Below are 20,246 nucleotides of genomic sequence, written 5' to 3' on the forward strand. Positions count from 1 at the left end.
TTATTGGCGTTAGTCGCGTGGTTTACTAGAGTTATGCGATGTCGGGATGCCTACGGCTACGAGCTCACCACCAGCCCCCTGGCCGCCGACGCCTATGTCGGCGGCGTGCGCGACCTGCTGCGGCTCCGCACCGGCGCCGCCGACCGGGTGGCCACCGCGATCGCCCTGGACCCGACGTTCGCGCTCGGGCACGCCGCTCTCGCCCTGCTCGGCCACGAGATGTGCGTGCAGGTCGACATCGCCGCACGGCTCGCCGACGCCCGCCTGCACGCGGCCCGGGCCACCGAACGGGAGCGCAGCCACGTGCACGCGGTCGAGCGACACCTGGTCGGCGACCCCGCACCCCTGATCGCCCACCTGGCGTCCTACCCGCGCGACGCGCTGCTGCTCTCCGTGGCCATGCCGACGATCGCGTTCGCGGGCGTGACCGACGTCCCGGAGCAGGCCTGGCGGATCGTCGAGGACGCGGCGCCGGCGTACGGCGACGACCCGTGGATCACTGGCCTGATGGCGTTCGTGCGCCAGGAGCAACGTCGCTTCGACGAGGCGATGGACCTCTCCTGCCGCTCGCTCGCCGCCGAGCCGTCCGGCGGTCATGCCGCGCACGCACGGGCCCACGCGCACTACGAGACCGGCGACCACGCGGCTGGCCTGGCCTGGATGGACGACTGGATCGACGGCGACGGCGCCACGACCGACAGCCTCACCCACTTCTCGTGGCACGCCGCCCTGCACGAGCTCTCGATCGGCGACCTGGCCGCGGTCCGGGCCCGCTACGACCGCCAGCTCCAACCGCGCCACGCTGTCGGCTGTCGCGCCCTCGTCGACAGCGGGTCGCTGCTGTTCCGCTGGGCGATCACCCCGGACGCGGGCGACGTGCCGCCGATCGAGGAGGTCGTCGCCGTGACCGGCCGTGACGTGCTGGAGCGCCCCGGCACGGCCTTCCTCGGGCTCCACGCCGCTGTGGCGCTGCTGGCCACCGGTGACCCGGTGGGCCTGCGCAAGCTGGCGGCCTGGAGCGCGGGGCACCCGAGCCCGACCCACCGTGACGTCGTCGCTCCCCTGGCCACCGCCCTCGCCCTGCTCGCCGACGGCCGCTGCTCGGCCGCCGCCGACCGGCTGGCCGCGCTGGCGTCCTCGACGTGGCGCCTCGGCGGCTCGGACGCCCAGCGCGAGATCGTCGAGGAGGCGCGCATCGCCGCCCTGCTCCGCGCTGGTCGGTACGACGATGCGCGGCAGGTGCTCGACAACCGGCTCGACCGGCGGGCATCGCCGCGCGACGTCGCCTGGCGTCGGTCCGCGAGCGCTCAGGCGGCGAGGATCTTGTCGCCGTCGACCTTGATCTCGACCTTCGCCAGCGCCGACGGCGCCGGACCGCCCTCGACCTCGCCGGTGGTCGCCGAGTAGGCCGAGCCGTGGTTGGCGCAGCGGATCGTGCCGTCCTCGACCGAGGTGACCAGCAGGCCCTGGTGGGTGCACACGGCGCTGAAGGCGTCGTACGTCCCGGCGGTGGGCTGGGTGATCACGAGCTTCTGGTCGGCCAGGATGATGCCGCCGCCGACCGGGACCTCGGCCGTGGTCGCGAGCTCGGTGCCGGCGCTGACCTTCGTCTTCGTCGAGCCGCCGTTGCTACCGGCGCACCCCGCCAGGGCCGCGGCGACGCCGAGCGCACCCAGGCCCGAGAACACGATGCGCCGGCTGGCGCGGACCTCTCCGATGCTCATGCCCGCCGCACCTGCCCCTCGACGACGCGCACCGCGACCGCGGCCAGCGGACTGCTCGCCGGACCGACCTGGACCGAGCCGTCGGCAGCGGAGAAGGAGCTGCCGTGGCACGCGCACTGGATCGCACCGTCGGCCACGGTGCCGACCAGGCACCCCTGATGGGTGCACAGGGCGCTGAACGCCTTGAACACGCCCGCGGCGGGCTGGGTCACCACGATCTCCTGCGCGGGGAGCACCACACCCCCACCCACGGCGACGTCGGCCGCGGCGACCAACCCGGAAGCCGTGGCGGTCGCGGCCGGGTCGGTCGCGGCCGGGTCGGTCGCGGCGCTCCCGGTCGTCGGCGGCGACGGTGCGGCCGTCGTCAGGGCGCCCGTGGGGTCGCTGGGCACCGGGTCCGTCGCCGAGGACGCGTCGTCACCGCAGGCCGCCAGCAGGGGGGCCCCGACACCGAGGGTGGCGACGCCGACCAGGGCACGCCTCCTGCTCACCGAGGAAGTCATGGCGTCAGGCTACGGTTCGCTCCTGAGAGCGACCTGTGAGCCCCGGCGACGTCAGGATCCCGCCCCGGCCTCGGCCTTCTTCGCGGCGGTCTTCTTCGCTGGCGCCTTCTTGGCCGTCGCCTTCTTGGCCGTCGCCTTCTTCGCAGCGGCCTTCTTGGCCGGAGCCTTCGTCACCGCCGCCGGAGCCCGCTTGAGACCCGTCGGCTGCTGGGCGGAGCGGCCTTCGAGCAGCGGCTTGAGGAAGGTGCCGGTGTGGCTGCCGGGCGTCGCGGCGATGTCCTCCGGCGTGCCCTCAGCGACGACCGTGCCGCCGCGCGACCCACCTTCGGGACCCATGTCGATCAGCCAGTCGGCGGTCTTGATCACGTCGAGGTTGTGCTCGATGACCAGGACCGTGTTGCCCTTGTCGACCAGCCCGGACAGCACCCCGAGCAGCTTGCGGATGTCCTCGAAGTGCAGGCCGGTCGTCGGCTCGTCGAGCACGTAGACGGTGCGCCCGGTCGAGCGCTTCTGCAGCTCGGCGGCGAGCTTGACCCGCTGGGCCTCACCTCCCGAGAGCGTGGTCGCGGGCTGGCCGAGCCGGACGTACCCGAGCCCGACCTCGGTCAGCGTCTTCATGTGCCGCGCGATCGGGGGCACCGCGGCGAAGAACTCCTGCGCCTCCTCGATCGGCATGTCGAGGACCTCGGCGATGGTCTTGCCCTTGTAGTGGACCTCGAGCGTCTCGCGGTTGTAGCGGGCGCCGTGGCAGACCTCGCACGGGACGTAGACGTCCGGGAGGAAGTTCATCTCGATCTTGATCGTGCCGTCGCCGGCGCATGCCTCGCAGCGGCCGCCCTTGACGTTGAACGAGAACCGGCCCTGCTGATAGCCGCGCATCTTCGCCTCGGGCGTCTGCGCGAACAGCTTGCGGACGTGGTCGAAGACACCCGTGTAGGTCGCCGGGTTGGACCGCGGCGTGCGGCCGATCGGCGACTGATCGACGTGGATCACCTTGTCGACGTGCTCGAGACCGGTGATCTTCTGGTGCCGGCCGGGGATGCCGCGGGCGTTGTAGATCTGCTTGGCCAGCGAGGTGTAGAGGATGTCGTTGACCAGGGTCGACTTGCCGGAGCCGGAGACCCCGGTGACCGCGGTGAACACGCCGAGCGGGAACGCCACGTCGACGTTCTTGAGGTTGTGCTCGCGAGCGCCGATCACCTTGAGCTCGCGGCCCTTGGTGCGCGGACGGCGTACGGCGGGCACGGGGATCTCGCGCCGCCCGGACAGGTACTGACCGGTCATCGAGTCGGGGTGCTCGAGCAGGTCCTTGACGGTGCCCGAGTGGACGACCTGGCCGCCGTGCTCGCCGGCGCCGGGGCCGATGTCGACGATCCAGTCGGCGACCCGGATGGTGTCCTCGTCGTGCTCGACGACGATCAGCGTGTTGCCGAGGTCCTTGAGCCGGACCAGGGTCTCGATCAGCTTCTGGTTGTCGCGCTGGTGGAGGCCGATCGACGGCTCGTCGAGGACGTAGAGCACGCCGACCAGGCCGGCGCCGATCTGGGTCGCGAGGCGGATCCGCTGGGCCTCGCCGCCCGACAGCGAGCCGGACGGGCGGTCGAGCGAGAGGTAGTCGAGGCCGACGTCCAGCAGGAAGTTGAGCCGCTCCTGGATCTCCTTGAGCACCCGCTCGCCGATCTGCCGCTCGCGGGCCGACAGGTCGAGGTCGCGCAGGTAGGCCGCGGCCTCGTTGATCGGCAGCGCGCAGACCTCGGCGATGTTCTTGCCGCCCTGCTCGCGCGAGCCCAGGGTGACCGACATCGACACGGGCTTGAGCCGGCTCCCGGCGCACACCGGGCAGGGCACCTCCCGCATGAAGCCCTCGAACCGCTCGCGGCTGGTGTCGCTCTCGGCCTCGCGGTGCCGACGCTCGACGTAGGTGCGCACGCCCTCGAAGTCGGCGTAGTAGGAGCGCTCGCGGCCGTAGCGGTTGCGGGTGACCACGTGGACCTTGGTCGGGTGGCCCTCGAGGATCGCCTTGCGCGCCTTCGGCGAGAGCTGCTCCCAGGGCGTGTCGACGTCGAAGCCGAGCTCCTCGCCGAGCGCGATGAGCAGGCGGCCGAAGTAGTCGGCGACGTGGGCGTGGCTCCACGGCTGCAGCGCACCCTCGGCCAGCGTCGCGGTCGGGTCCGGCACGACCAGCTCGGGGTCGACCTCCATCCGGGTGCCGAGGCCGGTGCAGGCCGGGCAGGCGCCGAACGGCGAGTTGAACGAGAACGAGCGCGGCTCGAGGTCGTCGGTCTCGATGGGGTGCTCGTTGGGGCACGCCATCTTCTCGGAGAACTTCAGCTCCTGGCCGGCGTCGACCAGGTCGAAGACGACCAGGCCGCCGGCGAGGCCGAGCGCCGTCTCGACCGAGTCGGTGAGCCGGCGCTTGGCCGACTCCTTGACCGCGAGCCGGTCGACGACGACCTCGATGGTGTGCTTGTACTTCTTGTCGAGCGTCGGCGGGCTGTCGAGGTTGTGGGTCTCGCCGTCGACCCGGGCGCGCGAGAAGCCCTGGGACTGCAGCTGGCGGAACAGCTCGACGAACTCGCCCTTGCGACCGCGCACCACCGGCGCCAGCACCTGGAACCGGGTGCCCTCCTCGAGGGCGAGCATCCGGTCGACGATCTGCTGCGGCGTCTGCCGCTCGATCGGGGCGCCGCAGGTCGGGCAGTGGGCACGCCCGGCGCGGGCGTAGAGCAGGCGGAGGTAGTCGTAGACCTCGGTGATGGTGCCGACCGTCGAGCGCGGGTTCTTGCTCGTGGACTTCTGGTCGATGCTCACCGCGGGCGAGAGGCCCTCGATGAAGTCGACGTCGGGCTTGTCCATCTGGCCGAGGAACTGGCGGGCGTAGGCCGACAGCGACTCGACGTAGCGCCGCTGTCCCTCGGCGAAGATCGTGTCGAACGCCAGGCTCGACTTGCCCGAGCCGGACAGCCCGGTGAACACGATCAGGGAGTCGCGGGGAAGGTCGATCGAGACGTCCTTCAGGTTGTGCTCGCGTGCCCCGCGGATGATCAGCTGATCGGTCACTGCCGGTCCTTCTCCTCGAAGGTTCGTCTTTCGAACAAGTGTTCGCCATCGTACGTCGACAGGCAAGCGGCCACCCAACCACGACGCAACGCGACCAGCCTCTCATCCGGCACCGACAGGCGCTCCTTCCGCGCGAGCGCCCCGGGCATGATGGGGCCGTGACCTCCCCCACCGCGGCCCTGGCCGCCGCCACCGACCGGGTCCTCGCCACCGCACGGGCCCTGCCCGCCGCCGACTGGACCGGCCCCTCGCTGTGCGCCGGGTGGACCCGCGCCCACGTGCTCGCCCACCTCGCCCTCAACGCCGAGTCCCTCGCCGGCGTGCTCCGCGGCATCCGGGAGGGCGCCCCGGTCACCATGTACTCCTCCGACCGGGCCCGGGGCCAGGACATCACCGAGCTCGCCACGGCGGCGCCCCAGGTCGTCCTGGAGCGCCTGGTCAGCGGCTGCGCAGCGCTCACCGAGGTGATCGACGTGGCCGCCGGTCTCGCCCCGGGCAGCACCTTCGAGCGCACCCCGGGCGGGCGACTGATGCCCGCGGACGCCGTCCCCCACCTCCGGCTGCGGGAGGTCGAGATCCACCACGCCGACCTCGACGCCGGCTACGGCCCCGCCGACTGGCCGCCGACCACCGCGATGGCGTTCCTGCACGACGACGCCGCGCGGTACGACGGCCCCGGCTTCCACGTCGTCGCCACCGATGAGCCCGCCCGCTGGGCCTTCGGCTCCCCGGCCGCCGACGCGGCCACCGTCAGCGGCCCCCTCGGCGCGCTCGCCTGGTGGGCGACCGGCCGCGAGGCGGCGCCAGTAGTCTCGAGCACGACCGGAACGCTGCCGAGGCTGGAGGGACGATGAGCTACACCGGAGAGGTCAAGGTCGGCGGTGCCCCCGACGTCCGTGAGCTGCCTGCGCTGACCATCACCAAGGTCGCCGTCGACGAGAAGATGTCGAACAACTGCTACCTCCTGCGCTGCAACGACACCGGCGAGCAGGTCCTCGTCGACGCCGCCGCCTCCTCCGAGACGCTGCTGCCGCTCATCGGCGCCGGCGGCCTGTCCGCGGTCGTGACGACCCACCAGCACTGGGACCACCACCGAGCGCTGGCCGACGTGGTCCGCGAGACCGGGGCGACGGTCGTCGCCGGGGAGCCCGACGCCGACGCCATCACCGAGCAGACCGGCGTCGCCATCGACCGCCGCGTGAGCGACGGCGACACCGTCGCGGTCGGGACCTGCTCGCTCGAGGTCATCCGGGTCACCGGCCACACGCCCGGGTCAATCTGCCTGCTCTACCGCGACCCCACCGGCCACCCCCACCTGTTCACCGGCGACTCGCTGTTCCCCGGCGGCGTCGGCGGGACGTTCGGCGACGCGGACGCGTTCGTGTCGCTGATCGGCGACGTCGAGACCAAGCTGTTCGGCACGCTCCCCGACGACACCTGGTTCTACCCGGGGCACGGCAGCGACGGGACTCTCGGATCCGAGCGTCCGCACCTCGCGGAGTGGCGCGAGCGGGGTTGGTAGCCGCCCGGGCCGGTCGGCGTCGTCAGCCGACCAGTGCGAGCACAGCCCCGAGCACGGCCGTCGCATAGACGCCGCGCTGCGCCCACCGCAGCCGTAGGAGCCGCGGGTCATCGACTTTCGCGCCTCGGACGAGCAGGCGCCGCTGGGCCAGTAGGATCAGCGCCCAGAGGGCGGCGAAGCCCAGCAGCAGCCCCAGCTCGCCGGCTCCGACGCCACCCCACGTGACCGCCAGCACGGTGGCCGTCCCGACGGGCAGCAGTGCGGTCGACGCGAGCGCCTTCGCCTCTCGGCCCGGCTTGGTGCGACGGCGCCACTCGTCGTACGGCTCGGGGGTCACCACGGTGAGAGGGTAGAGCGGGCAGACTCGGGGTATCAGCAGCACCCGGCCCAGCGATCGAAGGAATCCGCAATGCCTGAGCAGGTCGCCCTGTACGGCGCCGACGGCCGCCCGACCGGCGTGGTGGTGCCGCGCTCGGAGATGCGCGCGCGGAACCTGCGCCACGCGGCGACCCTGGTGGTCGTGCGCAACAGCGCGGGCCAGGTCTACGTCCACCGCCGCACCGACACCAAGGACGTGTTCCCCGGTCGCTACGACTTCGCGGCCGGCGGCGTGCTCCAGGCCGGCGAGGATCCGTTCGACGCCGCGGTGCGCGAGGCGGCCGAGGAGCTCGGGGTCAGCGGGGTCCAGCTGGAGTCGCTGGGCGAGGACGACTACGCCGACGCGGACACGAACTACCACGCGTTCGCCTACACCTGTGTCTACGACGGCCCGATCACCTGGCAGCCCGAGGAGGTCGCCTGGGGTGAGTGGGTGAGTGTCGAGCGGCTCCGGGAGATGGTGGCGACGCTGCCGTTCGTGCCGGACACGGTGGCCGTGCTGGGCGAACGGCTCATTGGCCGTAGCTGAACCGGAGCTCCCCGAACAACAGCCGGTTCAGTCGCTGCCGCACGTGCCCGATCGTGCTGTCTGCGGGCGGCGGGTCGCCGGCGAGCCAGACGAACTCGAGCGTTGAGCCACCCGGCGCGGGAGCCACCTCGAGGATGATGCGGTCGTCAGGCCGGTGCGGCCACAGAGTGGACCACACGACGCGCTCCCCCTCGACCCGATCGATGACCGACGGCCACTGCTCGTCGTCGAGCAGGTCCAGCCACACCTGGGAGCCTGAGCACCGCGGCGACGCCAGGTCCTCCCACAGCACACGGGCAGGCGGGGGCATGCTCTGGCGGCGACGCCCCAGCTCCTCCACGGCAGCGAGGCTACGGGACCGCTCCGGGCGCCGCTCCTCACCCCGGAGGCGTGAAGCCGGCCCGTGCCTGCGCGACCTGGTCGCGGGTCACGCACCCGACCACGTGGTCGTTGACCAGTCCCATCGCCTGCATGAACGCGAACGCGGTGGTCGGACCGACGAACCGCCAGCCGCGCTTCTTCAGGTCCTTCGACATCGCGACCGCGGCCGGGGAGGTGGTGAGCGTCTGCGGTTCGCCGAGCTCGGCGACAGCGGGCTCGAAGCCCCAGAAGTACGCCGCCAGCGAGCCGCGCTCCTCGACGAGCTCGATCGCCCTCCCGGCGTTGTTGATGACCGCCTCGATCTTGCCGCGGTGCCGGACGATGCCGGCGTCGGCGAGAAGGCGGGCGACGTCGCGCTCGTCGTACGCGGCGACCTTCTCGAACGCGAAGCCGTCGAAGGCGGCGCGGAACGCCGGCCGCTTGACCAGGATGGTGCGCCAACTGAGGCCGGACTGGAAGCCCTCCAGACTGACCTTCTCGAACAGCCGCTGGTCGTCGACCACGGGGAAGCCCCACTCGGTGTCGTGGTAGGCGGGGAACTCGGGAGCGGAGACGGCCCACGGGCAGCGGGGAAGCCCGTCGGGACCGGGCACGGCGGCAGTCATGGCGAGACCCTCCCACGGCGTACCGACAGACCCTAGAGTCCGGTCATGGAGTTCACCGCGAGGCAGGTGCGGGCGATGGGCCTGATCGCCGACACGTTCGCCACCGGGCGCGACGGCGTCCCGGCTCCTACCGAGGTCGGCGCCCATGAGCTGGCGCTGCAGATCGCGGCGGCCAACCCCCGCACGGGCGAGGTGCGGCAGCTGCGGGCGCTCCTCGACGCCTGGGACAGCCGTGCGCTGGGCCTGGCGCTGACGGGACGGCCGCGCCGGTTCTCCGAGCTCGACCAGGCCGCGCGCGAGCGGATGCTGCTCTCGCTGTCCGACAGCCGGGTCGGCGCCAAGCGGGTGCTGTTCCAGGGCCTCAAGACCGCGAGCCTGCTCCCCTACTACATGACCGGCGGCGCTGCACTGTGGGACGGCCTCGGCTACCCCGGACCGCTCGGCGTCCACCCCGACCCGCCGGCGCCCGCCATCCGCCCGCTGCCGCTGACCCACGACACCGCGCTGAGCTGCGACGTCGTCGTCGTGGGTTCGGGCGCGGGCGGCGGTACGGCGGCCGGGGTGCTGGCCGCCGCCGGCCTCGACGTGGTCGTGCTCGAGGCCGGCGGGATGCACGACGAGCGCCACTTCGACGGCGGCGAGGAGACCGGCTTCCTCCAGCTCTACGCGCTCAGCCCCCAGTCGACCGCGGAGGGCCAGGTCGCGCTGCTCGCCGGGCGTGGGCTCGGCGGCGGCACCGTCGTCAACTACACGACCTCGTTCCGCACCCCCGACCGGGTGCGCGAGGAATGGGCGGGACACGGCGTGCCCCAGTTCGCCACCGCGGAGTACGCCGCCTCGATGGACGCCGTCTGCGCGCGGCTCGGCGTCAACACCGACCACGACCGGGCGGCGCCACGCGACGCGATCCTCGAGCGCGGCGCCCGCGCACTGGGCTGGGACGTCGCCGCGATGCCGCGCAACGTCGCCGGCTGCGACCAGGACGTCGAGTGCGGGCGGTGCGGGATGGGCTGCCGGCTGGGGGCGAAGCAGTCGACGGCGAAGACCTGGCTCGAGGACGCGGCCCACGCGGGTGCCCGGATCTGCACCGGCGTCACCGTCCGCACCGTCACCACCAGCTTCGGCCGCGCCACGGGCGTCGAGGGCGTCACCGCCGACGGTCATCGGGTCCAGGTGCGCGCCCGCGCCGTCGTGGTCGCCGCCGGTGCGATCCAGACCCCCGCGCTGCTCCAGCGCAGCGGACTCACCAACCCCCACATCGGCCGCCACCTGCGCCTCCACCCCGCCACCGCCGTCTGGGGCCGGATGGAGGAGCCGGTCGACGGGTGGGTCGGCGCCATGCAGAGCCGTTACGTCGACGCGCTCACCGACCTCGACGGCGACGGCTACGGCGTGCTGTTCGAGACCGCTCCCCTGACGCCCGCGTTCGGCACCGGCTTCGTCAACTGGCGCGGCGCCGACGACTTCCGCCGTCGGATGACCGAGCTGCGGCACACCCTCGGCGTGGCCGTGATCGTCCGCGACCGCGACCCAGGCGGCACGGTGCAGGTGGACCGTCGCGGCGAGCCGGTGGTCCGCTACCGGCTGTCCGCGCGCGACACCGACCACCTGGTCCAGGGCCTCGTCGGCGGTGCCCGGATCGCCGAGGCCGCGGGCGCCCGGTGGATCGCATCGACCCACCACCGCACGGTGAGCTACGAGCCCGGGGTCCGCGGCTCGGCCGCCACCTTCGAGCAGGACCTGCGCAGCGCCGGCGCGACCCCGGCCACCCTCGCCCTGGCCGCGCTACACATCATGGGGACCGCGCGGATGGGCGGGTCCCGCGACAGCTCGGCCGTCGACCCGGACGGGCGGACATGGGACGTCGAGGGCCTGTACGTCGCCGACGGCTCGTGCTTCCCGACCGCCTCCGGCGTCAACCCGATGATCTCGATCGAGTCGATCGCCCACATGACCGCGACCCGCCTCGCGGCCCGGATGGACTGACAGCGATTTCGACAGAACCCATGTAACAACGGCGCGGCCTGCCGACATGTAGCTGGTGACGAACGATTCGACCAACGAAGGAGCGTCAACCATGACCCTCGCCCGTACCGCCGCTGCCGCGGCCGTGCTCGCCCTCGGCCTCACCGTCGCGCCGCTCACCAGCGCCGTGGCCGCGCCGCCCACCGACGCCCCGTGCGCCCGGCAGCAGGCGCAGCTCGACAAGGCCACCGCCAAGCTCGAGTCGCTCACCGCCAAGCTCGCCGCCAAGAAGGAGGCGATCGCCGAGGCGAAGGCCGAGGTCAAGGCGTCCGACACGGCCCAGGAGAAGCGCAACGCCCAGGCCGCGCTCGCCACGGCCAAGGAGAAGAAGCAGCACGCCCAGAAGGCCAAGAAGTTCCAGCTCAAGCGCATCGAGCAGGCCCAGGCGCGCCTCGACAAGTGCCTGGCCGCTCAGCCGGTCACGCCGGCCCCGCCGGTCACCCCGGCCCCGACCGCCTGAGGCCGGTAGCCACCCAGACCGACGGCCGCCGGCTGCATCCTAGGGGGGTGCAGCCGGTGGCCGTTGCCGGACGCCAGGTGCTCCTCAGCTGTAGCTGACCTTCACCGTGTCCGTGAGCGGGACCGACTGGCAGCCCAGGCGGATGCCGTCCTCGAGGTCGTCGTTGTCGAGCACGTCGTTGAAGAGCATCTTCACGTCGCCCTCGACCAGCCGGATCGCACAGGCGGAGCACTCGCCCTCGCGGCAGGAGTACGGCGCCTTGACGCCCTTGGACTCCAAGAAGTCGAGCATCTTGGTGCGCGGGTCCCAGTCGTCGAAGGTGTACTCCTCGCCGTCGAGCTCGACCTCGAGCTTGACCGGGCCCGCCGGCGCGTCGGCGAAGACGTCCGCGCCCGGGCCGTCGTCGTCGGACTCGGCGAGGGCGATCTCGGCCTCGACGGCCTGCAGCTCCTCGATGTCGCCGAACGGGTTGCCGCCCAGCGAGACGAACTTCTCCTGGTGGCGCAGGCTGCGCGGGACCTCGAGGTCCTTGAGCACCGTGGTGACCATCTTCATGAACGGCGCCGGGCCGCACACGAAGGAGTCGAAGCCGCCGTACTGGGCGGCGAAGGCCTTCATCTGGGCCTCGGTCGGGAGCCCCTGGACCGACTCGAGCCAGTGGATGACCTGCAGCCGGTCGGGGTTCTCGGCGGCGAGCCGGGCGAGCTCGTCGGCGAAGATGACCGACTTCTCGTCGCGGTTGGCGTAGAAGACGACGATCTGGCCCCTGCCGTGGGCCAGTGCGGTGCGGGTGATCGACATGATCGGCGTCACGCCGGAGCCGCCCGCGAACAGCAGCAGGTCGGCGTCGATGGAGGCCGGCGTGAAGATGCCGGACGGCGGCAGCACGCGCAGCGTGTCGCCGACCTTGAGGTTGTCGCAGATCCAGTTGGACGCATAGCCCTCGGCGGTGCGCTTGACGGTGACGGTCAGCGGGCCTCCGTCGTGGGGGCTGCTTGAGAGCGAGTAGCACCGCGCCGCGATGCCGGTCTGGTCGCTCGGCACCGCCACGGTCAGGAACTGGCCGGGCTTGTAGTCGAACTTCTCCTCCGTACCCGCGGGCACGGCGAAGCTGATCGACTTCGCGTCGGCGGTCTCCTCGACCACGCCGACGACGTCCAGCACGAAGGACTCGATGTCCACGGAACTCCCACTCCTCGAAGACGGCTCAGTAGCCGTCGTACGCACCCACCGGGACATCTCCGGCCCGGACTGCGTCGTCGATGCTAGCCATCAGCCGCGTGCACGGCTTGTGCACGTCCCGTCCGCCGGGACGCTGATCTCGTCGCACGAACTCTTGACAAGCAGACCTGGCCTCTGCGCTCCATTGCACGGAGGTCTGGTGGTCGCTGTTCTTCTTCACGCGCACCCGGGCCAGGCAGTCGAGGCAGGCGACGTCGACCAGCCGGTCCTCGGTGTAGTGCCGGAGGTCCTCGAGGGTCTCCTCGCTGGTCGGGACGAACGATGCCATCGCCGGACTCAGGCGTCCGCGGGCGCAGCAGCCTCGGCGGCCGCCCGCTTGGCGAGGTTCTCGGCGACCTCGGCGTGCCAGTACTCGTTGGCCTTGGTGGTGTCGACCTCGAACTCGAAGCGGTCGGTCATCTCCGGCGCGATGTCGGCCACGTCGACGTAGAACTGCTCGTACCAGCGGCGCAGCTGGTAGACCGGCCCGTCCTCCTCGCACAGCAGCGGGTTCTGGACGGCGACCTTGTTCTCCCAGATCGCGACGTCCTGCAGGAAGCCGTCGCCGAAGGACTCGGTGTAGCGCTCGGCGATGTAGGCGCAGGTCTTCTCGTCGAGGCCCTCGGGCTTCTTGACCGTGATGCCGTACTGGAGCAGGAACGAGTCGGGGCCGGTCGGGATGTGGCAGTTGATCAGGATGACCTCGGTGACGAAGCCCTTGTAGTCGACCTCGAGCCAATTGATCATGTACGACGGTCCGTAGTAGGTCGCCACCGACTTGAGCGTCGAGTTCTCGTCGCCGTACCCGCCGCCCATGGTGTCGGGGCGGCCCTTCGACTCCATGAACTGGGTCGCGGTGTGGCCGTCGAAGATGTTGCGGAAGCTCGTCGGGAACGCGAAGTGCACGTAGTAGAAGTGCGCCATGTCGGCGACGTTGTCGATCAGCTCCCGGCAGTGCGAGCCGTTGATCTCCTTCGTGTGCCACGACCAGGGCGTGTACTTGTCCGACATCACGTCCGGCAGCTCCGGCGGCAGGATGTCGTGGTCGGCCGCCGAGCCCTCGGGGTCGTTCCAGATGAGCAGCTGGCCGTTGCGCACGACCGTCTCGTAGCGCTGCGTGCGGGCCCGGAGCGGAACGCGCCGCGCGTACGGGATCTCCTTGCACTTGCCGTCGCCGCCCCAGCGCCAGTCGTGGAAGGGGCACCCGATGTGGTCGCCCTTGACCTCGCCCTGGGTCAGGTCGCCGCCCATGTGGCGGCAGTAGCCGTCGAGCACGTTGAGCTCGCCGTTGGCGCCCTGCCACACGACGAGCTTGGTGCCGAACCCGTGGATGGCGTGCGGCTTGCCGTCGGCGAAGTCCGAGGCCAGCCCGAGGCAGTGCCAGCCGCGAGCGAAGCGGATGGGCGTCGTTCCCTGGTCGAGCATGCGGGTGTCGGTCATGTAGAACACGTTACAGTTTTGCCGTTAAGGTGACAACAACCGGCCCGCCACAGGACCGGTCCAGGACCCGCACAGGAGACCCGATGCACATCGACCTGGAGCCGCAGCAGGTAGCCCTGCGCGAGGAGCTCCGCGAGTACTTCGCCCAGCTCGTCACCCCCGAGATCCGCGCCGGGCTGGCCTCCGCCACCGGCGAGTTCGGCGAGGCGGGCGTCTACAAGGACGTCATCCGCCAGATCGGCCGCGACGGCTGGCTCGGGATCGGCTGGCCCAAGGAGTACGGCGGCCAGGCGCGCTCCATGGTCGAGCAGCTGATCTTCACCGACGTCGCCGCCATCGCCGGCGTGCCGATCCCGTACCTGACGCTCAACACCGTCGGGCCGACGATCATGCGCTTCGGCAGCGAGGAGCAGAAGGAGTTCTTCCTCCCGAAGATCCTCGCCGGCGAGCTGCACTTCTCGATCGGCTACTCCGAGCCCGGTTCGGGCACGGACCTCGCCTCGCTGAAGACCAAGGCGACACTCGAGGGCGACGAGTGGGTCATCAACGGCCAGAAGATGTGGACCTCGCTCATCCAGTACGCCGACTGGCTCTGGATGGCCTGCCGCACCGAGCCCGACGCACCCCGGCACAAGGGCTTGTCGATGATCCTGGTCCCGGCCGACGCGCCGGGCGTGTCCTACACCCCCGTCCACACCGTCGCCGGTGTCGGCACGTCGGCGACGTACTACTCCGACGTCCGGGTGCCCGCCTCCAACCTGGTCAGCGAGCGCGGCGGCGGCTGGGCGCTGATGACCAACCAGCTCAACCACGAGCGGGTGGCCCTCACCTCGGCCGCTCCCCTCCAGCACTCACTGACGCTGGTCAAGGACTGGGCCGCCGAGACCCGCAACCCCGACGGCAGCCGGGTCATCGACACCGAGTGGGTCCAGATCGCGCTCGGCCGCGCGCACGCCCGGATCGAGGCACTCACCCTGATCAACTGGAAGCTGGCCGCCGACGCCGACCACGGCGTACCGCTCTCGCCGGCCGAGGCCTCGGCCACCAAGATCTACGGCTCCGAGCTCGCGACCGAGGTCTACCGCTCGCTGATGGAGGTCGTCGGGCCCCACGCCGGCGTCACCGGCGACTCGCCCGGCGCGGTGCTCGCCGGCCGCCTCGAGCGGTTCCACCGCTCGTCGCTCGTGATGACCTTCGGCGGCGGCACCAACGAGATCCAGCGCGACATCATCGGGTACGTCGGCCTCGGTCTGCCCGCCGCCAAGCGAGCCTGAGGAGCACCGCCATGGACTTTCTCTTCACCCCCGAGCAGGACGAGGCCGCCGAGTTGGCGGCGCAGATCCTCGCCGACAAGACCAGCAACGAACGGCTCAAGGAGGTCGAGGCGGGCGGCGACCGGTTCGACCGTGAGCTGTGGGCGACGCTGGGTGACGCCTTCGACTGGACCGAGCTCGACCTGATCATGGTCGCGCGGGTGCTGGTCGAGTGCGGCAAGCGCGTCGCGCCGGTGCCGCTGGCCGGGCACGCCGCGTGCCTCGCCGTGCTCGGCGACGCCGCGGACAAGACGTTGCTGTACGCCGCCGCCGTCGCCGAGGAGCGCGCCCACCTGCCCGCCGCCCCGACGGTCACCGCGGACGCGTCCGGTGCGCTGACCGGGACCAAGACCCTGGTCCGCGCCGGCATGGCCGCGGACGCGCTGCTCGTCACGGCGACCGGCCCGTCCGGCGTCGGCGTCTACGTCGTCGACGCGACGGCGGCCGGTGTCGAGCGCGTGGCGCAGAAGACCAGTGACGGCGACGTGGCGGCCCTGGTGACCCTCTCCGGCGCCGCAGCCACCCGGGTCGGGGACGCGGAGGCTCCCGAGCGCCTCGGCCAGCTCCTGGTCGCGCTCGCCGCGGCCGAGCAGCTCGGCGTGACCGAGGGCGCCCTGCGGCTGACTGCGGAGTACGCCAAGACCCGCGAGCAGTTCGGGCGTCCGATCGGCACCTTCCAGGCTGTCTCGCAGCGCCTGGCCGACGGGTTCATCGACGTCCTCGGCCAGCGGCTCACCCTGTGGCAGGCGATCTGGCGCCTGGAGGAGGGCCTGCCGGCCGCCACCGAGGTCGCGACGGCCAAGCTCTGGGCCGCCGACGCGGGCCACCGGATCGCACACACCACCGTCCACGTGCACGGCGGTGTCGGCATCGACCTCGACGGCGAGGCGCACCGCTACTTCACCAGCGGCAAGCGGTTCGAGTTCCTCTTCGGCGGCGCGACCGAGCAGGCGCTGGCGATCGGCCGCAGCTTCGCATGACGGTCCGGGACCTGCTTCTCGCCCGCTCGGACGACGACCGACCGGCGCTGCGCTGGCGGGAAGCAGGCTCGGTCCGCGAGCTGTCGTGGCGGCAGTACGTCGCCGCGGCGGCTCGCCTCGCCGCCGACCTCGAGGGCCGGCTCGACCCGGACCAGCCGCCCCACGTCGGCGTGCTCCTCCCCAACGGACCGGCCTTCGCGCTGCACCTCGCCGCAGCGGGCCTCGGCGGACACGTCCTGGTCGGTCTCAACGCGACCCGCCGCGGCGCGGCCCTCGACGCCGACGTGGCGAAGGCCGACTGCCAGATCGTGGTCGACTCCCCCGACCCGGCGCTCGCGGCGCTCGCCGGCTCGGAGGACGCGGACCTGCCGGAGACGGTCCCGACCCCCGACACGCTGTTCATGCTGATCTTCACCAGCGGGACCAGCGGATCGCCCAAGGCCGTGCGGGTCACCCACGCCAAGATCACCGGGCCCGGCACCCACCTCGTCGGGCGGCTCGGCCTGAGCGCCGACGACGTCCACTACGTCTCGATGCCGATGTTCCACTCCAACGCCGTGATGGCCGGCTGGGCGCCCGCCCTCACCACCGGTGCCGCGTGCGCGGTCGCCGGCTTCTCGGCGCGCGGCTTCCTGCCCGATGTCCGCGACTTCGGGGCGACGTACGCGAACTACGTCGGCAAGCCCCTCACCTACGTCCTCGCAACGGACGAACAGCCGGACGACGCCGAGAACCCGCTGCGCCTGGTGTTCGGCAACGAGGCCAACGAGGCCGACATCACGGCCTTCGCCGCCCGCTTCGGCTGCGCGGTGGTCGACTCCTACTCCTCCACCGAGAACGCCGTGATCGTGCAGCGTCGTCCCGACATGCCTGCCGGGAGCCTCGGGATGCCGCTGCCCGGTGTCGAGGTCCGTTCGCCGGAGACCGGGGAGCCGACCCCCGACGCCGTCTTCGACGGCACGGGTCGACTCGTCAACCCCGAGGAGGCGATCGGCGAGCTGGTCAACACGACCGGCGCCGGCGCCTTCGCCGGCTACTACAAGGACGATGCCGCCGAGGCCGAGCGGATGCGCGGCGGCATGTACTGGTCCGGCGACCTCGCCTACCGCGACGCCCACGGCTGGGTCTACTTCGCCGGCCGCTCCGGCGAGTGGCTGCGCGTCGACGGCGAGAACCTCGCCACCGCCCCGATCGAACGGATCCTGCTGCGCCACCCCTCGATCGGCGAGGCGGCGGTGTACGCCGTCCCCGACCCGAAGGTGGGCGACCAGGTCGCCTGCGCCCTCATCCTGCGCGGGCCGCTCACGCCCGCGGGCCTCGAGGAGTTCCTCGCCGCCCAGGAGGACCTGTCAGCCAAGGCCTGGCCGCGGTACGTCCGGGTCGTCGAGCAGCTCCCCCGCACCGCGACCAACAAGGTGGTCAAGCGCGACCTCGCCGCCGCTGGTGTCGACCACGACGACCCCGAGGTGTGGGTGCGTGCGGAGCGCGGGACGGCGTACGCCTGATCGGGGCTCAGGGAAGCAGCGCCGCGGCCGGGCCCTGCAGGCCGACGGCGAAGAAGCCCTCGTCCAGGTCGGTGTACCAGACCTGCTGGTGCTCGACGTCCCACGCGGGCTGGGACAGGGCGGCGCCGCCGTTGGGCCCAGGCTCGTTGAAGTAGCCGACCTCGCGCGGGTGTGCCAGGTCGGAGATGTCGAACAGCCGCAGCCCGGAGCCGATCATCGAGCAGCCGGCGATCCGCGGCTCGGCCCGCGTCGGCAGCGAGCAGTAGTGGCCGGTGTAGCTACGCACGATCATCCGCGCGCCGGGGTCGTCCATCACGTCGCCGCGCAGGAGCGGGTCGTGGACCTCGAGCCGGACGTTCGAGACGACGTACGGCGCCCGCGGGTCGGTGACGTCGATGATCCGCGCCGCCCCGACCGGGCTCTTCGGCGAGTTGATCCGCGCGAAGTCGCCGAACAGGTCGCTGAACTCGTCGACCTCGAAGACATACTGGCGACCGTCACGGGTGAACGGCTCGGCGACCTGCGGGATCGAGGACTCCTCCCAGGTCAGCCGGGAGAGGGTGCGGATAGCCGGGCTGGGGCGCCGGTCCTGCACGTCGGAGACGTCCAGGACGTCGAGGCCGGCGCCCTCGAGCAGACCCCCGGTGAGGATGCTGGGGCTGCCGATGTTGGCGACGTACATGGTGCGGCCGTCGTCGGAGAGCCGCAGCCCGTGGTAGACGACGCCGGTCTTGGTCTTCAGCACCCGCGGTCGCCGCGGATCCGCGAGGTCGATCGCGGTGAGCGTGAAGCCCGCGGCACCGGCGGTCCAGAACGTCTGGCCGTCGGGAGCGAACCCGCTCTCGTGGCCCATCACGCCGGACAAAGTCGTCGACATCAGCCGCGGGTGGCGGCAGTCCTGGCTGGCGTCGTACACGTCCAGGACGCCGGGCGCCGTGGCGAGGGTGCCCATGACGGCCGCGAGCAGGCCGCGCTCCTGGTTGACCAGCAGCGACTCGTGCGGCTGCAGCATCGCCGGCGTGACCAGGTTGGCCGTCTTCACCGGGTGTGCCGGGTCGGTCATGTCGAGCACGACGACGCCGAGGCCGGCGCCGCCGGTCAACAGGCCGGGCAGGTTGAGACCGACCATCATGGCCGAGTCGTAATAGGCGCAGGTGCGGCCGGTGACGTCGGTGTAGCGCTGCACCTTGTAGCCGCCCGAGCCGAGCTGCGAGCGCTTGCCGTGGTGACCGATCTCGACGGTGTTGCAGCGGTAGCCCTCGGCCGCGCGGCCCGAGGCGTAGTCCGCGGCCGGGACGCGTCCCTGCTCGGCGGTCTCGGGCAGGTCGTCGTCGGCGCAGGTCGCGCGCGGAACGCCGCTCAACGAGAGGTCGGCCTGCGACGACCCGGCCGTCACCACCGCTCCGGCCAGCACCAGCGTGGCCGCGACCGCGGCGAGGCCCAGCCGGCGTCCGGCGTACTGCCTGTTGCGATCGGTGCGATCCGTCGTGTCCTCGTGCACCATGGCGACCCCCATGTCGTCGTCGGTACGACAGCACCCGGCCGCCGAGTGCGCCCACCCTGCCACGGCGCCGGCGGGCCTGTCGACCGTCCTGCTGCACGGTCCCGCTGGCGTTGCGGTTTGGTCCCAAACCGCAACGATTCGGCACAGTTCGGTGTGGTTCGTGCCCAAAAGCAACACATTCCACCCGTAGCGAAGCGGGTCACGTCCGCCGGCGGCACGCCGGCGGGCGGGTGCGCAGCGGACCGCGTCGAGCCGCCATCCAACCGATCACACCGGCCATCTGGGCCCCAACGGTCACCGAGCGGACGCAACGCATGCGCTTGTCAGGCGTTGCAGCCCCTGACAAGCGCATGGATCCCCGGATATCCGGGGATCCATGCAGACGGTGCCGAGCGCCGCCGGCCCAACCCGGGTCAGCCGGTGTAGGGGATCTCCGCGCGCCAGTCCGCCTCGTCCTGTTCGATCGCGGCGCGCAGTGCCCGCGCGACGTTGTCGGGCGCGAACGGGCCGTCCTTCTTGAGCAGCCCGCGGACGGTCACCGAGACCGCGCGGATGCCGTCACCCGCGAGGGCGGCGTCGATGCTGTGGACCAGGTTCTGCACGCCCGCCTTCTGCACACCCAGCGACGCGGCCCCGAACCACGGCGAGTCCGCGGCCATGCTGCCGGTGACCGTGATCCGCCCGCCCGGGCCCATGAACGGACGCGCGGCCTGCACCACGGAGAGCAGCGCGCCGACACCGAGCCGGACGTCCTCGAGCAGCTCGTCGGGGGTCAGGCTCAGCGGGTCCTTCTCGCGGTACGCCGACGGGTTGAAGTGGACGACGTCGAGGTGTCCCCGCTGCTCCCCCATCCGGGTCACCGCATGGCGGGTCGCCGCGTCGTCGGTGAGGTCGACGACCGCCGATCCCGCCACGGCGCCGGCAGCCTCGAGGTCGCTGCGCAGCTGCGTCAGCACGTCCTCATCGGCGCCGAGCAGGCCGACCGAGCCACCCTCCGCGGCGTACAGACGGGCGAGCGAGCCGCTCACCCCCGGTCCGGCTCCGGCGATCAGCACGTTGCGGGTCATCTCGGCAGCCTAGTGCCGGCGCCCCGGGT

20 protein-coding genes are annotated in these 20,246 nt (G+C 71.9%); 9 read left to right on the forward strand and 11 right to left on the reverse strand.

Annotated elements, in window-relative coordinates; all coding sequences use genetic code 11:
• Positions 1–33: 33 nt before the first annotated feature.
• Positions 34–1,407 carry a tetratricopeptide repeat protein gene (locus tag KU893_RS06445; protein ID WP_218233532.1) on the forward strand — a complete coding sequence of 458 codons (1,374 nt, stop codon included), beginning with the start codon at positions 34–36 and terminating at the stop codon, positions 1,405–1,407.
• On the opposite strand, the gene KU893_RS06450 is transcribed toward KU893_RS06445, so the two are convergent.
• Genes KU893_RS06450 through uvrA form a run of 3 tightly spaced genes read right to left on the reverse strand, consistent with a single transcriptional unit; the run spans position 1,308 to position 5,287 of the window.
• Positions 1,308–1,724: a Rieske (2Fe-2S) protein gene (locus KU893_RS06450; RefSeq protein ID WP_218233533.1), complete on the reverse strand. Its 417-nt coding sequence runs from the start codon at positions 1,722–1,724 to the stop codon at positions 1,308–1,310. The two genes, KU893_RS06445 and KU893_RS06450, sit on opposite strands and share 100 nt — an antisense overlap.
• Positions 1,721–2,227: a Rieske (2Fe-2S) protein gene (locus KU893_RS06455; RefSeq protein WP_218233534.1), complete on the reverse strand. Its 507-nt coding sequence runs from the start codon at positions 2,225–2,227 to the stop codon at positions 1,721–1,723. The genes KU893_RS06450 and KU893_RS06455 overlap by 4 nt, the downstream gene beginning before the upstream one ends.
• A gap of 51 nt (positions 2,228–2,278) precedes the next feature.
• Positions 2,279–5,287: an excinuclease ABC subunit UvrA gene (gene uvrA / locus KU893_RS06460; RefSeq protein WP_218233535.1), complete on the reverse strand. Its 3,009-nt coding sequence runs from the start codon at positions 5,285–5,287 to the stop codon at positions 2,279–2,281.
• Positions 5,288–5,445: 158 nt separating this feature from the next.
• Here uvrA and KU893_RS06465 point away from each other — a divergent pair, with 158 nt between their 5' ends.
• Positions 5,446–6,141 (forward strand): maleylpyruvate isomerase family mycothiol-dependent enzyme, encoded by a 696-nt coding sequence (locus tag KU893_RS06465; RefSeq protein ID WP_218233536.1) that lies wholly within the window; start codon positions 5,446–5,448, stop codon positions 6,139–6,141.
• Positions 6,138–6,809 (forward strand): MBL fold metallo-hydrolase, encoded by a 672-nt coding sequence (locus KU893_RS06470; protein ID WP_218233537.1) that lies wholly within the window; start codon positions 6,138–6,140, stop codon positions 6,807–6,809. Before KU893_RS06465 ends, KU893_RS06470 begins: the two co-directional genes overlap by 4 nt.
• 22 nt (positions 6,810–6,831) lie before the next feature.
• Here the strand turns inward: KU893_RS06470 and KU893_RS06475 are convergent, their stop codons facing one another.
• A complete protein-coding gene (locus KU893_RS06475; RefSeq protein ID WP_218233538.1) occupies positions 6,832–7,149 on the reverse strand; it encodes a hypothetical protein in 318 nt (105 codons plus the stop codon).
• A 69-nt stretch (positions 7,150–7,218) separates the two neighbouring features.
• On the opposite strand from KU893_RS06475, the gene KU893_RS06480 reads away from it, so the two are divergent.
• Positions 7,219–7,716 (forward strand): NUDIX hydrolase, encoded by a 498-nt coding sequence (locus KU893_RS06480; RefSeq protein WP_218233539.1) that lies wholly within the window; start codon positions 7,219–7,221, stop codon positions 7,714–7,716.
• Here the strand turns inward: KU893_RS06480 and KU893_RS06485 are convergent.
• Both KU893_RS06485 and KU893_RS06490 read right to left on the reverse strand, forming a co-directional pair.
• Positions 7,700–8,056 (reverse strand): hypothetical protein, encoded by a 357-nt coding sequence (locus KU893_RS06485; RefSeq protein WP_218233540.1) that lies wholly within the window; start codon positions 8,054–8,056, stop codon positions 7,700–7,702. The two genes, KU893_RS06480 and KU893_RS06485, sit on opposite strands and share 17 nt — an antisense overlap.
• 37 nt (positions 8,057–8,093) lie before the next feature.
• The gene (locus tag KU893_RS06490) at positions 8,094–8,702 is read right to left on the reverse strand and encodes a DNA-3-methyladenine glycosylase I (protein WP_218233541.1); all 609 of its coding nucleotides are present in this window, start codon (positions 8,700–8,702) and stop codon (positions 8,094–8,096) included.
• A gap of 45 nt (positions 8,703–8,747) precedes the next feature.
• On the opposite strand from KU893_RS06490, the gene KU893_RS06495 reads away from it, so the two are divergent.
• Together KU893_RS06495 and KU893_RS06500 are read left to right on the forward strand one after the other, a co-directional pair.
• Positions 8,748–10,688 (forward strand): GMC family oxidoreductase, encoded by a 1,941-nt coding sequence (locus KU893_RS06495; RefSeq protein ID WP_218233542.1) that lies wholly within the window; start codon positions 8,748–8,750, stop codon positions 10,686–10,688.
• A gap of 91 nt (positions 10,689–10,779) precedes the next feature.
• Positions 10,780–11,187, forward strand: a complete 408-nt coding sequence (locus KU893_RS06500) for a hypothetical protein (protein ID WP_218233543.1) — start codon at positions 10,780–10,782, stop codon at positions 11,185–11,187.
• Positions 11,188–11,271: 84 nt separating this feature from the next.
• Here the strand turns inward: KU893_RS06500 and KU893_RS06505 are convergent, their stop codons facing one another.
• From KU893_RS06505 to KU893_RS06515, 3 genes are read right to left on the reverse strand one after another with little or no spacing between them, the layout of a single operon-like run.
• Positions 11,272–12,369, reverse strand: coding sequence for a 2Fe-2S iron-sulfur cluster-binding protein (locus tag KU893_RS06505; RefSeq protein WP_218233544.1), 1,098 nt, complete (start codon positions 12,367–12,369; stop codon positions 11,272–11,274).
• A 25-nt stretch (positions 12,370–12,394) separates the two neighbouring features.
• Positions 12,395–12,697, reverse strand: a complete 303-nt coding sequence (locus tag KU893_RS06510; protein WP_218233545.1) for a hypothetical protein — start codon at positions 12,695–12,697, stop codon at positions 12,395–12,397.
• A gap of 8 nt (positions 12,698–12,705) precedes the next feature.
• On the reverse strand, positions 12,706–13,848 hold the full coding sequence (locus tag KU893_RS06515; protein ID WP_218233546.1) for a 3-ketosteroid-9-alpha-monooxygenase, oxygenase component: 1,143 nt from the start codon (positions 13,846–13,848) through the stop codon (positions 12,706–12,708).
• A gap of 83 nt (positions 13,849–13,931) precedes the next feature.
• Between KU893_RS06515 and KU893_RS06520 the strand changes: the two genes are divergently transcribed.
• From KU893_RS06520 to KU893_RS06530, 3 genes are read left to right on the forward strand one after another with little or no spacing between them, the layout of a single operon-like run.
• A complete protein-coding gene (locus tag KU893_RS06520; protein ID WP_218233547.1) occupies positions 13,932–15,122 on the forward strand; it encodes an acyl-CoA dehydrogenase family protein in 1,191 nt (396 codons plus the stop codon).
• Positions 15,123–15,133: 11 nt separating this feature from the next.
• The gene (locus KU893_RS06525; RefSeq protein WP_218233548.1) at positions 15,134–16,141 is read left to right on the forward strand and encodes an acyl-CoA dehydrogenase family protein; all 1,008 of its coding nucleotides are present in this window, start codon (positions 15,134–15,136) and stop codon (positions 16,139–16,141) included.
• Complete coding sequence (locus KU893_RS06530; protein ID WP_218233549.1) at positions 16,138–17,646, forward strand: AMP-binding protein; 1,509 nt, start codon at positions 16,138–16,140, stop codon at positions 17,644–17,646. The genes KU893_RS06525 and KU893_RS06530 overlap by 4 nt, the downstream gene beginning before the upstream one ends.
• Before the next feature lie 7 nt (positions 17,647–17,653).
• Here the strand turns inward: KU893_RS06530 and KU893_RS06535 are convergent, their stop codons facing one another.
• Positions 17,654–19,162 (reverse strand): LVIVD repeat-containing protein, encoded by a 1,509-nt coding sequence (locus tag KU893_RS06535; RefSeq protein WP_218233550.1) that lies wholly within the window; start codon positions 19,160–19,162, stop codon positions 17,654–17,656.
• Positions 19,163–19,563: 401 nt separating this feature from the next.
• Entirely contained in the window at positions 19,564–20,217 is a 654-nt protein-coding gene (locus KU893_RS06540) for an SDR family oxidoreductase (protein WP_218233551.1), read from the reverse strand.
• Positions 20,218–20,246: the final 29 nt, after the last annotated feature.

Source organism: Nocardioides daeguensis, from assembly GCF_019192965.1.
GTDB classification, from domain to species: Bacteria; Actinomycetota; Actinomycetes; order Propionibacteriales; family Nocardioidaceae; genus Nocardioides; species Nocardioides daeguensis.